Here is an 18586-nt window from a genome sequence, read left to right as displayed (position 1 = left end):
GAATTGAACTCGGGCTTAGTTGAAACTATTTAAGATGCTAATGAACTCAAATAATGATGAACCCAGATAAGAATGTTGCTAAGTGCTCTCCAAAACGCCAGACAATGATAACCATCAGCCGCAAGGCTTTGTCCTGCAAGGCCCTCAAATGACCGACTCCAGAACATCTAGCAAAAACGGCGTGAATGTGGATCTATTTTTTATTCCACTGAGCGATATTTCATCGCCGCAAACATCACTCGCTCAGTCTTGGTTAAGTGATGATGAACTCGCCAAGGTCGCGCGTTATCGCGATCCCAAGGCGCAAATGAAGGGATTACAGGTCAGGGCAGCGTTGCGGGCCGTGTTATCTCGCTATGCGGATTTATCGCCACACGAGTGGTGTTTTGAATATGGCGTTAAGGGTAAGCCGAGTTTAACGGCAAAATTGCAACAGCAAACGGGGCTTGAGTTTAATTTAAGCCATAGCGGCGATTGGTTATTGATTGGTGTGACTCAGTTTCATGGTGTTGAGTCTGGTTTATTTGGGGTCGATATTGAAAGAGCGCGGCCGAAGACGGATATCTATCCAATCCTAAATCATTATTTTTCTGCCCAAGAAACCGCGGCTTTGTTGACCCTTGTCGATGAAGCGAGTCAGCGGCAGCGCTTTTTCGATTTATGGGCGTTAAAGGAATCCTATATTAAGGCGACTGGCCTAGGTTTAGCGCAGTCGCTCAAATCCTTTGCCTTTGAGCTTAAGCCGTTTGAGCAATTGGCGGCAGAATCGCTTGAGTTATCATGCCAAGATGCCGGATTGAGGCAAGCCTGCGGCGTAGCTTCAATGCTTAATGTTTATCCACATATTCCATTACAAGTCCCGCTACAAATTCCAATACACACACTGGATTTAGCAGACCCTATGCATTGGCAGGCACATTTTGGTCGTTTGACCGAGGAGTATCGCTTTGCCATTAGCCTAGCGCATGCCGGTAACGCCAGTCTTCCTTTAACGCTAACCGCACAGCTGAGCAGTATAGAGTACTTACTTGTTGCTGATTAACGGCGATAATGCGTGTTTTTTCACGCCAGTAAACTCAGATAAACCGCTGAAGTTCGCGATCGCATTTAGCCATGGTTCTTTCTCAGTCTTATCTTGCTATCAACCCGTTTTATTCATCTTCGGTTAAACATTGCTGGGTATAGTCACGCCGATAATATTTTGAATTTGAATGGATTAAATGAGGTTTAGCAATGAAACAGATTAAGTGCATGTTACCGGCTACTATGCTGGTGATGCTATCTGGTTGTGGTTATTTTGGTGGCGATGAAAAGCAACAATTAGAGCAGGCTTGGTTAGCCCAAGATCCACAATTGCAGCAAGTGGTTGAGCAAATTCGTGCTAATGGCTTAGATGTTGTGGCCCAAAGCGCAGCGGCGGGCACAGTTTCGGCCTGCGTGGCTGAAAAACTGAGCCAAGATCCGCTTGGCAAGTTAGTGAATGTTGAGGGCTCGCTGGTGGAGTCGGCCAAGGTGGCAGAATTGCTGGGTGACTTACAGAAAGTGATGGAACAAGATATCAGTTTTGATCAGGTCGCGAGCTTGCTGCAAAAAGGCGCCGATGCGGCGGCCTATGCTAAAAGCCTCATCGAGCAACAAGGTTTAGATCAAGCCTTACAAAGCCTTAAGCAAATGGCGACTGCGAGCGAGCAATTTGCCCAACAAGACTTAGGTGCGCATTTCCAGCAATTATTACTTGAGTGCAAAACTGCAGCGCCAACGCCAGGTTCTGCGAACTAATTCTGCTTTGTTAATCTGACAACATTATCCTCAATCACTTGGAACTAGGTTGATGATAGTTAATAGGTTCACTGGATAAGGAACCCCTATGTTTAAAAAAATGCTTGCCTCTGTCGGAATTGGCGGCGCGAGTGTCGATACTTTACTGGAAGATAATCGCTTGTTGCCGGGCCAAATGTTTAACGCGACAATCGTCGTTAAAGGCGGCAATGTGGCACAGAGAATTTCGGGACTCGACTTGGCGTTAATGACTAAAGTTAAAGTGAGTACAGATAATGGCGATTATTTTAAAAATCATAAACTTGCAAGTTGGCGTTTAAGCGATTCTTTTGAGATCCAAGCTGGTGAAGTGCGCAACATTCCTTTCAGTGGTAAGTTGCATCCTGAAACGCCATTTACTCAGTTACCTGTGCGGAATAATCAGTGTCAAGTTTGGCTGCAAACAGGTGTAGATATTGATTCAGCGATTGACCCTAGCGACACCGATGTTTTGGTTGTCATGCCTACACCAGTTCTTGAACATGTGCTTAATGCTATGTTTAGTATGGGTTATGTACTTTATAAGGCCGATGTTGAGCAGGGATTCTTGAATACCCGCGCCTTTCGCTCAACCTCTGGATGTTATCAAGAATTTGAGTTTAAGCCGCGTAATATAGGGTTAAATACGATACGTGAGATTGAAATCTCTGTGGTGTGCGAAGCCGAGCAAACCCATTTACTGCTTGAATTAGACAGGGCATTTCGCGGTGATGGCTATTTGTACTTTACGTTAGCCAATAACGCTAGCGCCAGCCAAGTGTTAGAAGTGTTCAAGGCGAATATACGCTAGTTAATCTTTTCCATAAAAACGCCCTGAATTATCAGGGCGTTGATGTCACTACTTCGCGTTCGGAAGTGGGACGATTTCAAAGTTTTCATCAAATTTTACTAAGGTCGACGCTATCTTACCGAATGCCGCTTTATCGCCTTCTAGTTTGGCCGTGCCGTTGGCAAGTAAGTCTTTGAGGGTCACTTTGCCGAGTAAAATCCCGGTAATGTCACGCTTATCAATATAAAGATTGGTATCGGCCTCTATTGGTTTATCAACCTTAATATTGCTTAAGTTACCGTTGCTTAACTCGACGTAGAGTGTTTCTTTAGTGTCAGGGTTAATCACATTAAGCCTTAACAGTCCAAGTTCAGCGGCCTTGATACTATCGACTTTGACGGCGAGGAAGTCGAACAGAGTCGAGATATCCATTTCACCTAAAATATCAGCCGAGGCCGATTTAGGGGCGCCGGGTTGGATCCCTGTGCGTAACTCTTGGGCGCCAGTAAGATAAATGTTGCGCCAGCCTGCCCCCTCCGCTTGGTAACCCAGTTGCTCATAGGTATCGGCCAGTAATTGTCTTGCCTTTTCGTTATCGGGTTCTGCCATGACCACTTTATTCAGTGCCGTTGCCACGAAACGGTATTCGCCTTGGGCATAGTCGGCTTTAGCATGTTTGAGTACGGCTTTAGCACCGCCCATATACTCGACAAATTTGGCCGCTTCCTCCTTTGTCGGCAGTGGGTTTAAGTTGGCTGGATTCATATCGAAATAGCCTAAATACATGTTGTACACGGCTTTGGCATTATGGCTGTAGGTGCCATGGTAACCATTGGTATACCAAGTATCACGCACCGCTTTAGGGATAGTGGCTTGAATCGCATCGCCAATATCTTGAATACCTACGCCATTATTGGCTAAACGCAGGGTTTGATTATGCACTAGACCATAGTTATCCCTTTGCATTCTGAGATAAGCATTGACATCCGCATTGCCAAAGACAGGTGCTGAATGGGCCTCAAAAAGAACCTGCGCATCATCGCCAAAGCGTGTCAGCAATGCATTGATGTCTTTAGACCATTTGATGGCGTCACGGACTTTTGCACCGCGCAAGGTGTAAATGTTGTGCATGCCATGGTAGGTGAGTTCACCCGTCCATAAGGCCTTCATTGAGGGAATATAGGTGGCCATTTCCGAGGCGGCTTCTGTGCCTGAGGCATCCATAAACACCATGTCTATGCCATCAATGGTGAGTGTTTCCCACTTATCTTTGCCGTTTAAGGTGACATCGGGTTTAACGTAGGTCACTTCGCCTTTGGATAACCCCTTGGCGAGTGCTGCATCGACAATACCTTGATCGTTTCGCTCTAACGTTGCACCGTATTGATAGGCGGCGCGGCGGCTCATGGCATTACCGGCGAGGACGTTTTCGTCGACAATTTCTTTGGTGATGTTATTTGAACCATAGACTTTGACCTTAGGGTACATATCTTTGATTGCACGGGAACCGCCAAAATGGTCCGCATGACTGTGGGAATAAATCATAGCGACCACAGGTAAGTCATTACCCTCTGGCAAGTTTTTTAGGGCAAATTCCAATGATAACTTTGCCGCTTCTTTGGTGAGTAGCACGTCATAAAGGATCCACCCCGTTTTACCGCGGATAAGCGTTAAGTTCGACAAGTCAGTACCGCGAACTTGGTAAATCCCCTCTGTGACCTTGTATAAGCCGTTAGACACCATATTCAACTGGGCTTGGCGATAGAGTGAGGGGTTGACTGTGTCTGGGGTTTTGTCGCCGATAAAGCTAAATTCAGTGCGCAAAATGGCGGCTGTTGGTTCATCGAGTTCGGCGATGAGATTCTTAGAGAACTCTTCAAAGGCTTTTTTATCTGTGTAATTTAGAGTGGCTGCTGTGGCCTTGTTGACCTCAGTAGTTTGCTGGGTCGCAGGCTTTCCCTGATAGTGCAGGCTGATATGTTCATGCTCGTGTTCTGCCGCTGTCGCGCTGAGGGAGAACGTTGCGATAATACTCAATGTCATCAAAGATTTTTGCATAATTTTACCTACAGATAAGAGAGATAGTGTCGTTGATGGTTTGAGTATAGACAGCTTGTGTATTTAGATAACTCGAGTTAGCTTGGGTTGTAATATTCATATTGTGAATGAGTGCTTTCCCTTATGCCGACACAAAAGCCGTTAGATTTAAACTTATTGCGCGTGTTTATGGTGGTTTACCGTACTCGTTCATTCACCCAAGCGGCTGATGAACTGGATTTAACTCAATCTTCGGTCAGTAATGCGATCAGTCGATTCAGGGTATGGGTCGGGGAGTCACTGTTCAATCGGGTTGGGCGGGGAATTGAACCGACGGCGGTGGCGCGGGAAATGTACCGTAAGTTTGAGCAGCCAATGGCAGATATCGAAACTGTATTGCTGGGGTTTGAGCATTTTGATCCAAAGTGCAGTCAGCGGCGCTTCTATGTATATGCCAATGAGTCGGTTATCGAAGCGCTGCAAACCGGTGTGCAGGCGTTATTGCAGGATGCGGATATTGAAGTGATTTTCCGAGAATCACCGCCACAGGAGGCTGATTTATATCGTGATATCTTGCTTGAGCGAGTCGCTGTGGCGATAGACATTAAACCCGCGCAGCAAAGTTTGCTCTCGAGCAAATTACTCTTCACCGAAACCTTAGTGTGTATCGTCAGTCGGCAGCATCCTCGGATTCAAGGCGCCATTACCCATGGGCAGTATTTTGAGGAGAAACACGTCTTTTTGAATATGCGGCGTTTTAATCTTACTGCGGGGGATTTGTTTACCGAAGGCGTGTTGCCAAGGCGCAAGATGTATAGTGAGCAGTCATCTTTATTGAGTATGTTTGCTACCGTAGGCAAAAGTGAGGCGATAGGTATAGCGCCTTTGCGGTACGCCAGTCAGTACGCCGAGATGTTCGGCATCCAAATTTTACCTATGCCACTGAAAACAAGACCCATTGATTTGTATATGGTGTGGAGCAGTAAATACACCCAAAACCCGAGTCATCAATGGCTGCGAAACTTATTGCTCGATGCCAGTGCGAGCACTGTAAATGAAAAAGCTCTGAATCTTGTTAGCAACTAGGGCTAGTGATTCAGAGCTTAGTGTCGGTTTTAACCTTGGTTTTTGTCTCAGTGCTAAACGTTAGTTCGAAATTTGCTAGTCGAATGGGCGTTAATTACTGCCTTGCGAGTCTGTGGCTTTCACCAGGTTGCTCGAAGTCACTGCGATACGGGTTGATATCTAAACCACCGCGGCGCGTGTAGCGGGCGTAAACGGTTAATTTAGTGCAATGGCAGAAACGCTTTAAATCGACAAAAATCCGCTCGACACATTGCTCGTGGAACTCGTTATGTTGGCGGAAAGAAATCAAATAGCGCAGCAATTTCTCGCGATCGATTTTAGGTCCTTGATAACGGATCATTACGCTGCCCCAGTCGGGTTGCGAAGTGATCAAACAGTTGGATTTCAGCAGGTTTGAATTAAGCGTTTCCGCAACCGTTTGCTTATCGTCCGTGCTGTTTTCCAAGTAAGCAGGATTAAAACTATAATCGCTGACTTCAATATCGAGATCGTCAATACACGTGCCTGGTAACTCGATAATACGCTGAATGCCAAAGCTTTTTGGTTCGATGATTTTAACGCTAACATCACCTTGGGCACATTGACTTAAGTCTGCGACTAAGGTTTTTTGCAGTGAATCTATGCTATCGAACTTGGTCTGATTAAAGCTATTGAGATACAGTTTGAACGATTTCGACTCAATCAAGTTCAGGCTTTCATAGCTTAAATGAAATTCAGCTATGGCCACCATAGGCTTACCTTTAGCATTTAACCAAGACAGCTCATAACCCGTCCAGATATCGGCACCATGAAACGGTAACGTCCCAGTCAGTGCAATAGCATTACGGTTTAGTGAGCGTGGAACCCCTTGCAGCAGCGACGCATCATACTCGGCTTGATAGTCTGTGGCTTTACCTAAAGTCAGACCAACAAGCGCTTGCGCATCACTATAGGGATCGTGATTCTGTGTCATCAATACTGTTTCCATGTCAAAATAGGCGCACATTATACCTGAAATTGGATTGTGCTTAAGTGTCTTGTCTGCTCGCACTCGATAAATTTTTGCAAAACTATCATCAAGCTTACCTAACGAGTTTAGGTGAACTACCGCGTTATTACCCACAGGGTGAGCCGTCTGTGTGTATTCAAGGCGAATTTCATGCTGATCTCGACCAAGCGGTTTCTTGGCAGCCGGTGAAACGCGAAGTCGAAGGCAGTTTTGCCAATGTTGAGCATGCGCTTGAGTTGACTTTGTGGCCGGAAATTAATCATTTTTACGGTCAGTATTTTTCTGCGCCGTTATTGTTCGACTCAAAATGGGGCACGGGTGAGTTACTGCAAGTGTGGAATGAGGATGATTTTACCTGCCTGCAGCAAAATCTGATTGGTCATCTGATGATGAAGAAAAAGCTCAAGCAGCCACCGACGTGGTTCATTGGCCTATTAGATGAGGGCGATAAAATGCTCACCATCAATAACAGTGATGGCAGCGTGTGGATAGAGCTTCCAGGTGAGATCCCCACCCAGCAATTGTCGCTAAGTTTAGCGGAATTTATTGGGGCGTTATCACCACGGATAGCACCGCCCGTTAAACATGAAGAACTGCCTATGCCCGCATTAGAACATCCGGGGATTTTTGCCAGCTTTAAACGTATGTGGCAAAACCTCTTTGGTAAACGCTAGTTGGTGGGAGCTGGGCTCTTTATCTTGCTGCGAGCTCTTAGCCTTCAACCACGTTTAGTCAGAGTGTTAACGCTCAACAACACTTAGTTTGAGCGGAACATTCAACCTAAGCGTGGCTTATCTTAGGTTGAGGTCTACAGCGAGATAAGATGATGTTACTGATGATCCCAAGACAGATTCGATACTATGCGGCAAGGCTCGCAGCGAAAGTGGAACATATCCAATAAAGGTTCATCGAGTTTCCAATCATGACTGCCACAACGTGGGCAAGGTCGCGCCATTTCGGAGGCCAAATCTTGGCCGCCGACGCGGTATAAGTAGTAATAGGTCGGAATTTTAGTGAGATATTCGATACGGCCGCGCAAATCCCAACCTCTGCGAAATAAATCACTGTCTGGACTCGATAATTCCTCAAGTGCGGCAAATTCTGCTTTGGTGGCCGCCGCCATTTGTAACTCGTCACAGGCTTGCCATTCGCTCTGCCAACGGATAATGCGTTTGTGATCGCCATTAAAGGTTGCTGGAAGTCGATATAAGGGAATCGGCAGTAGATTATCGCCGCTGCGCAGGGGCGAGCACATGTGTACAAAGCTGGTATACAGCAGTTGCCAGCTCGGTGTGTCGGTATTGCTGACCTCAGAATTAATGTCCTGACCGATAAACTTTTCCCGCGGCGCGAGTAGCTTAGCGTCGGTTAACTCTGCTAATGCTTTTTTGACCCAAGGGCTGTGATATTTATGCGCTAAACTGCTTTTCTCTGGCATCAGTAAACGCACTCTAAACTCACCGTCATTAAAGGCGACCGCAAATTCTCGCCCTAAGATTTGGCCATTAGCTCGATAGGCTTCAAGGAGCTGATTAATGGCTTTTTCGGCGGCAGAGATAGTGGTGTCGGCGAAGCATTCAAAACGCAGTTCAGTGACAAACATTAAGCGGTTTTTCCTTGGGATTCTAATAAGTTGATGCGTTGTTTTAGTTCAAGCAGTTCGTTTTTCAATTGCATGATTTCTGCTTTTTGCTGCTCAGCATGACGTTCAAAATATGCCTGTTGTATCTGCAGGCGATCGGCAAGCAGCGCAAGCGTCAAGGTATCGTTAGTTGCAGCGGCTTCGATTGTCGGGCTGATGGCTTGTAACTCGGCTAAACGCTCGCGATCCGCCTTAGGCATAGATTTAAATTGCTGCAAGCCTTGGATCAATATCGGTAAAGGTAGGCTGCTACCTAAACGGGTTTTTATTAAGGCAAGGCTCGGTACTTTACCGCAGGCTTCGAGCGAACGTGCAGCCGCTAATACTTGGTCAAGTGGACTCATAATTAGCAAAATTCCTTAATTTGTTGAATGATTTAAACTAATCTTAAAAGACCACGTAAGTTTTTTCATTTAAAAACAGTGCGTTGTCATTTGGCATCTATTTTGCTTATTGTCCTGCCTAAATCGCTTTTTCAAGCAAAAAATAATAATCACACAGGATGTCACATGATTAACCATAAATTGAATAACAAACTTATCGCCATCACTTTTTTAGGGCTTGCAAGCTTAGGTCTTAGCGGCTGTGTGGTCAATGTCGGTGATGGCGAATCGGGTTGGGATAGCAGCGAATCATGGGAGAAAGTGCAAGATAAAAACCGCACTAACTTAACCAAACTGAGTTTAGGGATGCCCAAAGACCAAGTGATGATCTTAATGGGCACCGCTGATTTTAGTGAAGCCTACATTCAACAAAGTGCTCAACAAGGTGAATCGAATAAAGAAGTCTTAGTGTTGTTTTATCGTACCCAGCGCAATAATGGCGATGGAAAAACCACTAAGGATGAATGCACACCTATCGTGCTGAGCAACAATGCCTTAGTGGGTTGGGGTGAAACGGCTTACAGTAAAATTTAACCCGCGAGTTTTATAGCTTACGTAGCTGAGTATCTAGTTGATCAATGGGCTCAGTCCAGAGGGCATCAGCTTCTAGGCCTTCGATGATAAAGCTCTTTTGAGCTGGGGTCCAAAAGGGCGCTTGGCTTAGATGGATGTGATGGTCGATGTCATGGGTTGCAATAAATTGCGCTATGGCTTCATCGCTACTGTCTAAACCGAGTTGCTCGAATAAGTGGCTTAGGTCTACTGGAGTTGTATCCATCATTATTTCCTTTTCAGTATAGTGCCTTCGTTTAGAGTAAGCGCCTGATTGAAAAATGCAATCTATGATTAAAATTTGCACTTTTCCGTTTCCTTGGTAAATTAATTGTTACTCATAAAAAGTGTGAGCTAAGTCAAGGAATACTAATAATGGACAATGAAACCTTGGAAGACTGCCGTGCAGTCTATTTGACCGCGGAAGACTTACGCATTGCCGCCTCTATCCTCTACAACGCTTATCATGATGACCCTTTTTTTGTCGATTCACTTTTTACCTCAGATAAAGCCGCTTACGAGCAAAAACTGCGCGCCGCGATCCGCGAAGAACTCAATACGTTATGGCAACAAAAACAAGCACTCATAGGTTTGTTCGACCATGAAAGACTGGTTGGTTTAGCCTGTGTGGTAACGCAAGAAGTGCCTTTGGGAGAAGGGCGTTACTGGCATTGGCGCTTAAAGATGTTGTTAGGTACTGGCTGGCAATCGACCCAAGCGTTGATGAAAAAAGAGTCCAGTATTGTCGAACTCTTACCCAGTAAGCACTGCGGTATTTTGCAGTTTATCGCCCTTGCACCGAACGAGCAGCACAAAGGACTCGGACATAAGTTAGTGCAAGCGGTAGTGAGTTGGTGTGATGAGCAGCCGGATTTGGATGGCATTGGTGTGTTTGTCGCTCAAGAGAGCCATCTGCAGTTATTTACCCAGCATGACTTTGTCTCTTTAGGCGAGCTCAATATCGGCAGTGTCCATGGTCAGTTATTATTCTATTCGGTTCAACAAGATGACTCACTCTTATAAACGGTTCGCCGATTTCTATCCTTTCTATTTATCCCAACACCAGCACCCGATTTGCCGGCAATTACACTTTGTTGGCAGTAGCTTAGTCCTGCTGCTGATTGGCATTGCCTTGGTTTCACAAGCCTGGTGGCTATGTTGGTTTATTCCGGTCGTTGGCTACGGTTTTGCGTGGGTGGGACACTTAGTATTCGAGAAGAATCGACCTGCGACATTTCAGTATCCCTTTTACAGTTTGATGGCTGATTGGGTGATGTTTGCTCAGATGATCAGCGGCTTTTTTAAGCGTTAAAAAAGCCGTCCGAGTGAGATGCCCATGCCCGTGTGAGAGATCGCTTACAAACGCTGTAGGACATAATGTTTTCTTTTTGATTGTTTTTTGTTCTCTTGCGTTTAATTTTAAATAGAATCATTAACTTGTGTTTATTTGCCTTGTGTTTGACCGTAATTTCTTTTGTAGTCCGTTCTTTGAGCCGAACAAAAAAGTCATGGTTAACGTAGAATTCACTCATGGCCAAAGCAAATGGATAGCAAGGAAAGCGAAACAGGCCAAAGGGACGCAAGAAGCAACGAATTAAGATTTCAAGGTTGAAATCGCTGACGGTAGGAAAACTGTCATTCGCCTAGGATAGGCTAAGGAAAAGCAGGATTGCTTTTCAAGGATGATTAGAGACAGTGAGTCGTATCGTCAGGATGATGAATTTCAGGAAGAATACAGGACACGCTTAAGGATTAAGCATGAACTCGAGACAGGATGTGTCGAGACAAGGATAAAGTATAAGGGTGAACAGCTTGTACTACTCTATGGAAGACAAATTTTTGCAGGATGCAATAGGAAAAAGTCATAGGAAGTGACAGGCTCTGTAAAATGGATTTACAGGTCAAAGGACTGAGTGTTATCTCACGCAAGTTTGATACACAGGGACGAAAAGGGATTACAGGGACGACGCAGGACGCAAGCAGACGCATGGATGGTGCAGGGAGCACAAATCGAGCAGGACGGCTTACAAAGGATAAATGGGGCGCACTTTAGTTGCGCCCTTTTCTTTGGTTCATTTTCAGTATTAATCTCGCTTTGCCAAGCTATAACGCTATTCACATTGACTTTATCTTAACTCTGCTTAAAGACTTATCACCGTAAAGCATGTTTACCAGTCTTACTTCTCTTATTGCCCAATAATTTACTCTCTGTGTGCTGGTCATGCGCGAATGAACTTTGAGCGATAGCGGTTTATGCATAAGTCCTCAGGGGAGACATCTAGCGTTTTGCTTACTTTTGATTCGAATTGCCATCCTTCGTGTAAGAGATCTCCTACAAGTATGTAAGTAATTTGTAGGTTAAAAGGGGGGTTATGTCTTGAAGTTGGTTATTATTTATATTTATATCAGTTAGTTAGTATATTCCTTATCAGTTAAGCTCACCATTTTCGTTAACATTTTAAATAATCCGCAATGAGTACTTTCGTTGGTTGGCGTAGAATTCATCTTGTAGAAGGAATTACGGGCAACAGGATGTTGGCGATCAGGATGATCGAACAGTGACTAAGGAATGTGACTTAAGGAATGATAGGGATATAGGCCTTTCAGGATGAAAGAGAGCCAATACCAAGGAAGGGAGACTATCAAGGATTGATAGACTCATTGCATAGGATGGCAATGGCACATGGAGTGCAATTGAATGGATGCAATACCCGTTTCATGGATGATGATGGAACCGCTCAGGAAAGAGCAAGCTTGGGACTGGATGACCAAGAGATAGGGAAGTACATGAGTACAGGGACCTCAAGGATTGAGCAGGGATGAAGCAGGACGCAGATTGACGCATGGATGGTGCAGGGAGCACAAAAATAGCGGGATAGCTTAACAGAGAATAGGAGGGCGTGGCTTTAGGGCCGCGCCCTTTCTTTTTTTATTTTTATAGCGAGTTATTTTGTAGCACCAGAGAATGACTGATTATTCTCTATTCTGGCGAACAGCTTATTTGGGCATCATAGTCGATAAAACTTAATGACACTTGCCTGAGCTACAGCCGCTTTGCGTACCACAACCGCCAAATTTCCCCTGTGCTGTCGGCGCTTCTTGCCATTCGGGCTCTGGGAAGATAGGCCATTCTATTTTTTGAATTTTCTTACCTTGCATCCAAATATGGCCACTGTACTGGTTAATGCCGTCAGTGCTGAATTCAAATAAATATTTCGCTTTCCAACAAATCCCCGTGGTGCCGCCAATACTTGGGCGGGCGGTTTCCATTGCTATGGCTAACAGTTGCACTTTTTGTCGCCAACATTCTTTTTCGGCAAAAATACGGCTCAACTCTGCCATTTGGCGTAACTGCCAAAAAAATGCGGCAATCACGACGAGGCCAATAATTAACAGTAAATCTGACATCATTTGCTTGCTGCCTTAAACAAACCACCTATGGCTTGTGATAGTTGAACGCTTCGATTGGGGTTTCTTAATTCGCCTAGTAGTTGATTGCGCAAACTAGGGATAGCCACAATATCAGCAAAGACCTGATTAAAAAAGGCTTGGGGCTGCAGTGCTAGGGCTTCTAAGTAAAGACTGCGACTTGAATCTTGTTTTAATACCGACCAGTTACGCCCGGCAATGCTGATGAGGGCATTGGTATCTAAAGAGGCTTGGCCGTGAAGATGTTCGAACGCTTGTTGGCTGTGTTTGGCGCTAGAAGCCAAAGCCCGTAGGAAATAAGCTTGGTGTTCTGGGGCTGCATCTTGAAGTTTCGCGAGAATTTTATCGGCGAGCGTGTCGCTAATCAGTAAGTGCTCAAGACACTGACATAGGGCGATTTGCACTTCGATGGCGGCAGTATCAAAACTCGATACTAAGTGCTGCTCATGAGCAAATTCATTTGCGCGCGCACATACATCGGCTATGCCTTGCATCCCAATATGTTGCCATTGTGCTGGGGCTACTTGGCCTGACAGGTACTGCACGGCAAATTCGTATTGCGATGACGCGCGTTGGCCGAGTTGTTTACGAACAAGCGCGTTGAATACGGCGAGTTTTTCCTGGCTTGGCTTGAAGTTAAACGGATTATTCGCGAGTCGTTCTTGCTGCTCATCACTGAGTGGCTGAGTGGGATCTTGCCCTAATGCCGCTAATATCATTTCGATAAATTGTGAGCGCGGTGCAGGCGACAGTAATCCTTGCTCATCTAAGGCCAGTTTTAGAAACCAAATAAAGTGTTGCTGACTCGCATCCCAAAAGACGATAGCAAACTGCGCATGTCCTTGAATAGGGTAAGGATAAGGGGTAGCGAGAGATTCTATTTGGTGAAACGCGAGCATATCAATATGTTGCACCCTACGGCCAAGATCATACACTTGGAACTGGGTTTTGGCTGTGGTTAAAAACTGGCTTAAAGTTGTAATTTCAGTCATTTGGCTGCCATATCAATCAAAGAGGCTCAATAAATTGGCGCCATTATAGGGGGAAGTGCGTCTGGATGGTATGATTGCGGCACTTTAATCGACCTATTCGGCCTGTGGATTGTGGCAAGTTCCTTAATCACAATGGCTAACATGAGAATGGATCTGAAAGCTATGTTATACAGTCAAACCCAAGCTAAATTGGCTCAGATTGCCCAAGCGCTAAAAGCAGCCGAGTTGTGGTCTGAGCAGGCGCCTTCTACCGAGGCAATGGCAAGCACAGCGCCTTTTGCCTGTGATCTTATGCCCCTTGAGCAGTGGTTGCAGTTTATTTTACTGCCTAGAATGCAGACTTTAATCGAAACGGGTGCGCCATTGCCGACGCAAATTGCGATAGCCCCTATGGCTGAACATGTTTGGCAGGATATGCCCCCGCGCCAAGCTCTGATTGGCGTATTGAATGAATTGGATATGTTGTTAAATGAATCAAGATGATATCTGGCTTGAAACGCCTGAAAATGCACTGAATGCATCCCAAGAGGATGACTCAGAAGAGCAGGCGCCTGAGATTGAAATTCTTTATGAAGATGAACACTTAGTGGCAATTCATAAACCTGCAGGCTTATTGGTCCACCGCAGTTATTTAGCGCGTCGGGAGCGATTTTTTGCCATGCAGCTGACCCGCGACTTAGTCGGCTGTCATGTGTTCCCTGTTCATCGTCTCGACAGGCCGACATCTGGCGTGCTTTTGTTTGCCAAGAGCAGCGAAGTCGCCAATGCACTGTGTGAGCAATTTGCCTCCCATACGATTGAAAAACAATATTTGGCTTTAGTGCGCGGCAATATGCATGAGAGCGGTATTTTAGACTATGCGCTTAAGGTTGAGTTGGATGAATTAGGCGATAAGAATGCCGATCCCAACAAAGCCGCGCAGGAAGCTGTGACGGCTTATGAGCCATTACTCAATACTGAAATTCCGTATCCCTCGGGCCGATATCCCACTAGCCGATTTGCACTGGTACGCTTGAGCCCTAAAACGGGGCGTAAGCATCAGCTTAGAAGACATATGGCGCATTTACGTCACCCTATTGTCGGTGATACCACCCATGGTGACGGTAAGCAAAATGCGTTTTTCCGCGAGCATTTTGGCATTAATCGCCTGTGGCTTATCGCGAAAAAGCTCAGCTTCACCCATCCTGTCACTCAAGTTCGGCTCAGTATAGAAACTGAGCTCGAGCCTCAGTGGGAAACCGTGTTTGCCGAGCTAGGTTGGGACGAGGCGACCTTAAGTCAACAGGCTGAGTTGTTAATCGCCACGGATGAAATACCAGCTGGAAATGCGTAACTCATGAGCTTAACTCAGACAATCTCAACTGAGACAATCTGGACATAATTGGCCGTCAGCCAAGTGAGTGGCATCAAAAGTCATTCGCTTGGCTTGGTTATTGACACGAAAGCAGTCGAATCAAAACTATCGAACCCATAACAGTCGAATCAACACTGTTCAATTAAAACGGTTCAATTAAAACTGTCCAATCAAAATGAGTCTGGCGGTAATTAGTCGAGGCGTTGCGGGGTTTGTGCGGTTTGTGGACGTAATTCTTGCATCATGACGGCTAAGGTTGAGAATCCAGAGGTAGGCGCGAGTGGCGATGTGAGATTTTGCTGGGCGGAGTGGAAATAATTTTTACGTCGAATATGGGTTGTTTTGTGGTGTTGCTTGAGGTGTTTTTGGCGGGTGGACTGTCGCATCAGATATTTCCTCATGCTCAATGACTTGATTTATAAAAATTTTGCGCCTTAGCTTGCCCATCCGCTGAACAATAAAGTAAGGTCAGCCTAATAAGGTTTGCAACGCAATGTGGAGTGTATCATGAAAAAGGTGAATCTGGTGTTTGGCACTGTCTATGGAAGTGCACAATTTGCCGCCGAAACCCTAGAGAAAGAAATGCAAGTTTTAGGTTATGATGTAACATTGTGGCAACCGAATGACGTCGCCAGCTTTATTCCTCCGCAGGATGAATTGTTAGTTGTGGTCACTTCTACGACGGGCCAAGGGGATTTACCCGAAGATATTCAGCCTTGGTATCATAATCTTAAAAATCTTGCACCCTATTTACCAGCGCTTAACTACAGTGTAATCGCACTGGGTGATTCAAGTTATGAAACCTTTTGCGGCGCCGGTAAGTCTATAGATGCGCTTTTGAGTGAGCTTGGTGCTAAACCACTTGTAGAATTATTAGAAATCGATGCCTGTGAAACCATGGAACCTGAGGTTGAAGCGATAAAATGGCTAGAACGCTGGAATCAAGTCGTCAAAACCGAGCTCGTCGCTTAGGCAGTTTCGTTACTCAGCAGTGGTTTAAATTTGCCCAGCGCTTAAGCCAAGCGCTGCTTATTCCTATTGCCATTTTACCCGCCGCTGGGGTCATGCTCGGCTTAACCGTTAGCCCAATTCCTTTTATGCCCGAAGAGCTGACAGTGTTGATGTTGGCGGTGGGCAAACTCATTTTTGCCATCATGCCAATGTTATTTGCCGTGGCGGTCGCTATTGGCTTTTGCCGCGATCAAGGCATTGCCGCCTTTACGGCGGTGTTTGGTTATGGGGTGATGACGGCGACATTAGCCGCGCTAGCTGATTTGTATCGACTCCCAACCCAGCCTTTATTGGGGATGGATACCTTAGATACGGGGATTGCGGGCGGCATGATGCTCGGCGGTATTACTTGTCTTGCGGTGCGCTGGAGTCAATATATACGTTTGCCTGCGATTTTCTCCTTCTTTGAGGGACGCCGCAGTGCATCTTTGTTGATCATTCCCCTAGCTATGGGCTTAGGTTATGTGCTCGCCCATGTGTGGCCACCCTTAGCGCTATTGATTGAGCGAGTATCTGACTGGGCGGTTTATCAAAAACCAGCCATTGCCTTTGGCGTGTATGGCGCATTAGAGCGGTTACTTATTCCCCTTGGCTTGCACCATATTTGGAACGCACCTTTTTACTTAGAAGTGGGCCAATATCAGTTATTAGGGCATGAAGTCGTCCGTGGTGAGGTGGCGCGTTATTTAGCGGGCGATCCGCAGGCGGGAAACCTTGCTGGTGGTTATCTGATTAAAATGTGGGGATTACCTGCGGCGGCGCTGGCAATGTGGCGCTGCGCCGATCCTTCTGAGCGCAATCGTGTGGCGGGCATTATGCTCTCGGCGGGGGCGGCCAGTTGGTTAACTGGGGTGACTGAACCTATCGAATTTGCCTTTATGTTTGTAGCGCCAATCCTATTTATCATTCACGCCTTACTCACTGGGCTCGCTTACTTTGTCTGTATCATGCTCGATATTCACCACAGCATAGTGTTCTCCCAAGGGCTGGTGGACTTTACGTTGTTATTTCCATTGTCCCGTAATGCCAGCTGGTTTATTTTCCTCGGGCCTTTGACCGCCATAATATATTACCTGTTGTTTAGGTTGAGTATTTTAGCCTTTAATTTGAAAACGCCCGGCAGGCTTGAGCATAATGATAATAAAGGACCTAAAGAAAGTTTACGGGCGATTATTGCGGCGCTAGGTGGGCGTGACAATATCGTTGAACTCAATGCCTGTTTAACTCGGTTACGCTTGAGCGTACACAAGCCCGAGTTAGTCAATAAGGTGCGTTTGAGTCAGTTGGGCGCTAAGGGCGTGATCGTTATGGGCAAAGGTGTGCAGGTGGTTTACGGCACTAAGGCCGAAACCTTACGTAAAGTATTGCAGCGTTACTTGGATACTCGCCGCTAGGATTGTGTTTTTACAAAATTAACTGCTTAATTTTTACATTTTATTGATTCAAGCCTCTGAAATGTCATTTTTATTTTCGCATTATAGGTTTTTCATGCTGTTCAGCACGATTTGCTATGGCAAACTCGATGTAGGGACAATATAGGAGATCCAATTTTGCAACAAATGACTGAAACTCGCGGTAATACTTCGCCATCCATAGAACGTAAAATCTTACTGACGGATTGCGCCGATGCCCAAGGCCTCATCGCCAAAATCACCAGTGTTTGTTTTACCCATAAACTGAATATCATCAAAAACAGTGAGTTTGTGGATAATGCCCAAGGGCGTTTCTTTATGCGAACTGAGTTAGAGGGCATTTTTAACAGCGAACAGTTATTGCAGGATCTGCGCGACGTGCTGCCTGCTAAGAATCACATGACCTTGGTCAGCGCTGGCAAGAAACGCATTGTGGTGTTAGTGACGAAAGAAGCGCACTGTTTAGGCGATCTGTTGATGAAAGCCTATTACGGTGGTTTAAGTGTCGAGATTGCCGCTGTGGTGGGCAACCATGATGCGCTGCGCGAACTGGCCGAAAAATTTAACATTCCCTTTCATCTGGTGAGTCACGAAGGCTTAGACCGAATTCAACACGAGCAAGCACTGTTGGCTGCGGTATCTCAATACGAACCCGATTATTTAGTCTTGGCTAAGTACATGCGGGTATTAACGCCTGATTTTGTGGCGCAATATCCTAATCGCATCATCAACATTCACCATTCTTTCTTACCTGCTTTTATTGGCGCAGCACCTTATCGCCAGGCTTGGGAGCGCGGGGTGAAAATTATCGGTGCGACGGCGCATTTTGTGAATAATTGCCTCGATGAAGGGCCGATCATCAAGCAAGACGTGATTCCTGTCGACCACAGTTATAGCGCCTTAGAAATGGCACGTGCTGGGCGGGATGTTGAAAAGAGTGTGCTGAGCAAAGCGCTGCAGTTGGTGCTTAACGAGCAAGTGGTCGTGTACGGCAATAAAACGATCGTTTTCTAATACGCAGGCAGTCGCGCTAAGGTTATGGTAAGTGTTGCGATATCATGGCATTCAGCTCGGTCCATTTTAATCAGCTATCATTATGTTTATTGGAGATTT

General features: G+C 45.8%; 21 protein-coding genes. 13 read left to right on the top strand and 8 right to left on the bottom strand.

Going from position 1 to position 18586, the window contains the following annotated elements:
* Nucleotides 1-148: 148 nt before the first annotated feature.
* The 3 genes from Q4Q46_RS00490 to Q4Q46_RS00480 all read left to right on the top strand — a co-directional run bounded on the left by Q4Q46_RS00490 (nt 149) and on the right by Q4Q46_RS00480 (nt 2608).
* The gene (locus Q4Q46_RS00490) at nt 149-1042 is read left to right on the top strand and encodes a 4'-phosphopantetheinyl transferase family protein (RefSeq protein WP_311904960.1); all 894 of its coding nucleotides are present in this window, start codon (nt 149-151) and stop codon (nt 1040-1042) included.
* 191 nt (nt 1043-1233) lie between these two features.
* Nucleotides 1234-1779, top strand: coding sequence for a hypothetical protein (locus tag Q4Q46_RS00485; RefSeq protein ID WP_311889268.1), 546 nt, complete (start codon nt 1234-1236; stop codon nt 1777-1779).
* 88 nt (nt 1780-1867) lie between these two features.
* Nucleotides 1868-2608 carry a sporulation protein gene (locus tag Q4Q46_RS00480; protein ID WP_311904959.1) on the top strand — a complete coding sequence of 247 codons (741 nt, stop codon included), beginning with the start codon at nt 1868-1870 and terminating at the stop codon, nt 2606-2608.
* A 48-nt stretch (nt 2609-2656) separates the two neighbouring features.
* On the opposite strand, the gene Q4Q46_RS00475 is transcribed toward Q4Q46_RS00480, so the two are convergent.
* Nucleotides 2657-4645: an alkyl/aryl-sulfatase gene (locus Q4Q46_RS00475; protein ID WP_311904958.1), complete on the bottom strand. Its 1989-nt coding sequence runs from the start codon at nt 4643-4645 to the stop codon at nt 2657-2659.
* Nucleotides 4646-4768: 123 nt separating this feature from the next.
* Between Q4Q46_RS00475 and Q4Q46_RS00470 the strand changes: the two genes are divergently transcribed.
* Nucleotides 4769-5710: a LysR family transcriptional regulator gene (locus Q4Q46_RS00470; RefSeq protein WP_311904957.1), complete on the top strand. Its 942-nt coding sequence runs from the start codon at nt 4769-4771 to the stop codon at nt 5708-5710.
* Between the two features lie 94 nt (nt 5711-5804).
* Here Q4Q46_RS00470 and queF read toward each other — a convergent pair whose 3' ends face one another.
* Nucleotides 5805-6662 carry an NADPH-dependent 7-cyano-7-deazaguanine reductase QueF gene (gene queF / locus Q4Q46_RS00465; RefSeq protein WP_311904956.1) on the bottom strand — a complete coding sequence of 286 codons (858 nt, stop codon included), beginning with the start codon at nt 6660-6662 and terminating at the stop codon, nt 5805-5807.
* A 59-nt stretch (nt 6663-6721) separates the two neighbouring features.
* Between queF and syd the strand changes: the two genes are divergently transcribed.
* Nucleotides 6722-7372: a SecY-interacting protein gene (syd, locus tag Q4Q46_RS00460; RefSeq protein WP_311904955.1), complete on the top strand. Its 651-nt coding sequence runs from the start codon at nt 6722-6724 to the stop codon at nt 7370-7372.
* Between the two features lie 155 nt (nt 7373-7527).
* Here the strand turns inward: syd and Q4Q46_RS00455 are convergent, their stop codons facing one another.
* Together Q4Q46_RS00455 and Q4Q46_RS00450 are read right to left on the bottom strand one after the other, a co-directional pair.
* Nucleotides 7528-8301, bottom strand: coding sequence for a Zn-ribbon-containing protein (locus Q4Q46_RS00455; protein WP_311889265.1), 774 nt, complete (start codon nt 8299-8301; stop codon nt 7528-7530).
* Entirely contained in the window at nt 8301-8684 is a 384-nt protein-coding gene (locus Q4Q46_RS00450; protein WP_006080960.1) for a hypothetical protein, read from the bottom strand. Before Q4Q46_RS00450 ends, Q4Q46_RS00455 begins: the two co-directional genes overlap by 1 nt.
* A gap of 165 nt (nt 8685-8849) precedes the next feature.
* Between Q4Q46_RS00450 and Q4Q46_RS00445 the strand changes: the two genes are divergently transcribed.
* Complete coding sequence (locus Q4Q46_RS00445; RefSeq protein WP_006080961.1) at nt 8850-9257, top strand: DUF3192 domain-containing protein; 408 nt, start codon at nt 8850-8852, stop codon at nt 9255-9257.
* 10 nt (nt 9258-9267) lie between these two features.
* Here the strand turns inward: Q4Q46_RS00445 and Q4Q46_RS00440 are convergent, their stop codons facing one another.
* The gene (locus Q4Q46_RS00440) at nt 9268-9501 is read right to left on the bottom strand and encodes a DUF2789 domain-containing protein (protein ID WP_311905094.1); all 234 of its coding nucleotides are present in this window, start codon (nt 9499-9501) and stop codon (nt 9268-9270) included.
* A gap of 149 nt (nt 9502-9650) precedes the next feature.
* Between Q4Q46_RS00440 and Q4Q46_RS00435 the strand changes: the two genes are divergently transcribed.
* Nucleotides 9651-10298, top strand: coding sequence for a GNAT family N-acetyltransferase (locus Q4Q46_RS00435; RefSeq protein ID WP_006085234.1), 648 nt, complete (start codon nt 9651-9653; stop codon nt 10296-10298).
* Nucleotides 10282-10587 (top strand): Mpo1-like protein, encoded by a 306-nt coding sequence (locus tag Q4Q46_RS00430; RefSeq protein WP_006085235.1) that lies wholly within the window; start codon nt 10282-10284, stop codon nt 10585-10587. Before Q4Q46_RS00435 ends, Q4Q46_RS00430 begins: the two co-directional genes overlap by 17 nt.
* Before the next feature lie 1712 nt (nt 10588-12299).
* Here Q4Q46_RS00430 and Q4Q46_RS00425 read toward each other — a convergent pair.
* Both Q4Q46_RS00425 and Q4Q46_RS00420 read right to left on the bottom strand, forming a co-directional pair.
* Complete coding sequence (locus tag Q4Q46_RS00425) at nt 12300-12686, bottom strand: DUF3301 domain-containing protein (RefSeq protein ID WP_006080967.1); 387 nt, start codon at nt 12684-12686, stop codon at nt 12300-12302.
* Nucleotides 12683-13696 carry a DUF3549 family protein gene (locus Q4Q46_RS00420; protein WP_012088719.1) on the bottom strand — a complete coding sequence of 338 codons (1014 nt, stop codon included), beginning with the start codon at nt 13694-13696 and terminating at the stop codon, nt 12683-12685. Before Q4Q46_RS00420 ends, Q4Q46_RS00425 begins: the two co-directional genes overlap by 4 nt.
* 162 nt (nt 13697-13858) lie before the next feature.
* Between Q4Q46_RS00420 and Q4Q46_RS00415 the strand changes: the two genes are divergently transcribed.
* Both Q4Q46_RS00415 and truC read left to right on the top strand, forming a co-directional pair.
* Nucleotides 13859-14179 carry a YqcC family protein gene (locus Q4Q46_RS00415; RefSeq protein ID WP_006085239.1) on the top strand — a complete coding sequence of 107 codons (321 nt, stop codon included), beginning with the start codon at nt 13859-13861 and terminating at the stop codon, nt 14177-14179.
* Nucleotides 14166-15029: a tRNA pseudouridine(65) synthase TruC gene (gene truC, locus Q4Q46_RS00410; protein ID WP_006085240.1), complete on the top strand. Its 864-nt coding sequence runs from the start codon at nt 14166-14168 to the stop codon at nt 15027-15029. The genes Q4Q46_RS00415 and truC overlap by 14 nt, the downstream gene beginning before the upstream one ends.
* 212 nt (nt 15030-15241) lie before the next feature.
* Here the strand turns inward: truC and Q4Q46_RS00405 are convergent, their stop codons facing one another.
* A complete protein-coding gene (locus tag Q4Q46_RS00405) occupies nt 15242-15436 on the bottom strand; it encodes a hypothetical protein (protein WP_006080971.1) in 195 nt (64 codons plus the stop codon).
* A 121-nt stretch (nt 15437-15557) separates the two neighbouring features.
* On the opposite strand from Q4Q46_RS00405, the gene Q4Q46_RS00400 reads away from it, so the two are divergent.
* The 3 genes from Q4Q46_RS00400 to purU all read left to right on the top strand — a co-directional run bounded on the left by Q4Q46_RS00400 (nt 15558) and on the right by purU (nt 18487).
* Nucleotides 15558-16022 (top strand): flavodoxin, encoded by a 465-nt coding sequence (locus Q4Q46_RS00400; RefSeq protein WP_006080972.1) that lies wholly within the window; start codon nt 15558-15560, stop codon nt 16020-16022.
* Nucleotides 15974-17455 carry a PTS transporter subunit EIIC gene (locus tag Q4Q46_RS00395; protein ID WP_126492391.1) on the top strand — a complete coding sequence of 494 codons (1482 nt, stop codon included), beginning with the start codon at nt 15974-15976 and terminating at the stop codon, nt 17453-17455. The genes Q4Q46_RS00400 and Q4Q46_RS00395 overlap by 49 nt, the downstream gene beginning before the upstream one ends.
* A gap of 165 nt (nt 17456-17620) precedes the next feature.
* Nucleotides 17621-18487 carry a formyltetrahydrofolate deformylase gene (gene purU, locus Q4Q46_RS00390; protein ID WP_012088721.1) on the top strand — a complete coding sequence of 289 codons (867 nt, stop codon included), beginning with the start codon at nt 17621-17623 and terminating at the stop codon, nt 18485-18487.
* Nucleotides 18488-18586: the final 99 nt, after the last annotated feature.

It is taken from the genome of Shewanella vaxholmensis (assembly GCF_031932135.1).
Classification (GTDB): Bacteria; Pseudomonadota; Gammaproteobacteria; order Enterobacterales; family Shewanellaceae; genus Shewanella; species Shewanella hafniensis.
The sequence above is the reverse complement of the archived record's forward strand: the minus strand, read 5'-3'. Positions and strand labels throughout refer to the sequence as shown.

Bases quoted from the DNA above. Each gene is read 5' to 3' on its own strand.
- Q4Q46_RS00490 (WP_311904960.1), top strand. From the start codon at position 149: ATGACCGACTCCAGAACATCTAGCAAAAACGGCGTGAATGTGGATCTA.
- Q4Q46_RS00485 (WP_311889268.1), top strand. From the start codon at position 1,234: ATGAAACAGATTAAGTGCATGTTACCGGCTACTATGCTGGTGATGCTA.
- Q4Q46_RS00480 (WP_311904959.1), top strand. From the start codon at position 1,868: ATGTTTAAAAAAATGCTTGCCTCTGTCGGAATTGGCGGCGCGAGTGTC.
- Q4Q46_RS00475 (WP_311904958.1), bottom strand. From the start codon at position 4,645: ATGCAAAAATCTTTGATGACATTGAGTATTATCGCAACGTTCTCCCTC.
- Q4Q46_RS00470 (WP_311904957.1), top strand. From the start codon at position 4,769: ATGCCGACACAAAAGCCGTTAGATTTAAACTTATTGCGCGTGTTTATG.
- queF (WP_311904956.1), bottom strand. From the start codon at position 6,662: ATGACACAGAATCACGATCCCTATAGTGATGCGCAAGCGCTTGTTGGT.
- Q4Q46_RS00455 (WP_311889265.1), bottom strand. From the start codon at position 8,301: ATGTTTGTCACTGAACTGCGTTTTGAATGCTTCGCCGACACCACTATC.
- Q4Q46_RS00450 (WP_006080960.1), bottom strand. From the start codon at position 8,684: ATGAGTCCACTTGACCAAGTATTAGCGGCTGCACGTTCGCTCGAAGCC.
- Q4Q46_RS00445 (WP_006080961.1), top strand. From the start codon at position 8,850: ATGATTAACCATAAATTGAATAACAAACTTATCGCCATCACTTTTTTA.
- Q4Q46_RS00440 (WP_311905094.1), bottom strand. From the start codon at position 9,501: ATGGATACAACTCCAGTAGACCTAAGCCACTTATTCGAGCAACTCGGT.
- Q4Q46_RS00435 (WP_006085234.1), top strand. From the start codon at position 9,651: ATGGACAATGAAACCTTGGAAGACTGCCGTGCAGTCTATTTGACCGCG.
- Q4Q46_RS00430 (WP_006085235.1), top strand. From the start codon at position 10,282: ATGACTCACTCTTATAAACGGTTCGCCGATTTCTATCCTTTCTATTTA.
- Q4Q46_RS00425 (WP_006080967.1), bottom strand. From the start codon at position 12,686: ATGATGTCAGATTTACTGTTAATTATTGGCCTCGTCGTGATTGCCGCA.
- Q4Q46_RS00420 (WP_012088719.1), bottom strand. From the start codon at position 13,696: ATGACTGAAATTACAACTTTAAGCCAGTTTTTAACCACAGCCAAAACC.
- Q4Q46_RS00415 (WP_006085239.1), top strand. From the start codon at position 13,859: ATGTTATACAGTCAAACCCAAGCTAAATTGGCTCAGATTGCCCAAGCG.
- truC (WP_006085240.1), top strand. From the start codon at position 14,166: ATGAATCAAGATGATATCTGGCTTGAAACGCCTGAAAATGCACTGAAT.
- Q4Q46_RS00405 (WP_006080971.1), bottom strand. From the start codon at position 15,436: ATGCGACAGTCCACCCGCCAAAAACACCTCAAGCAACACCACAAAACA.
- Q4Q46_RS00400 (WP_006080972.1), top strand. From the start codon at position 15,558: ATGAAAAAGGTGAATCTGGTGTTTGGCACTGTCTATGGAAGTGCACAA.
- Q4Q46_RS00395 (WP_126492391.1), top strand. From the start codon at position 15,974: ATGGCTAGAACGCTGGAATCAAGTCGTCAAAACCGAGCTCGTCGCTTA.
- purU (WP_012088721.1), top strand. From the start codon at position 17,621: ATGACTGAAACTCGCGGTAATACTTCGCCATCCATAGAACGTAAAATC.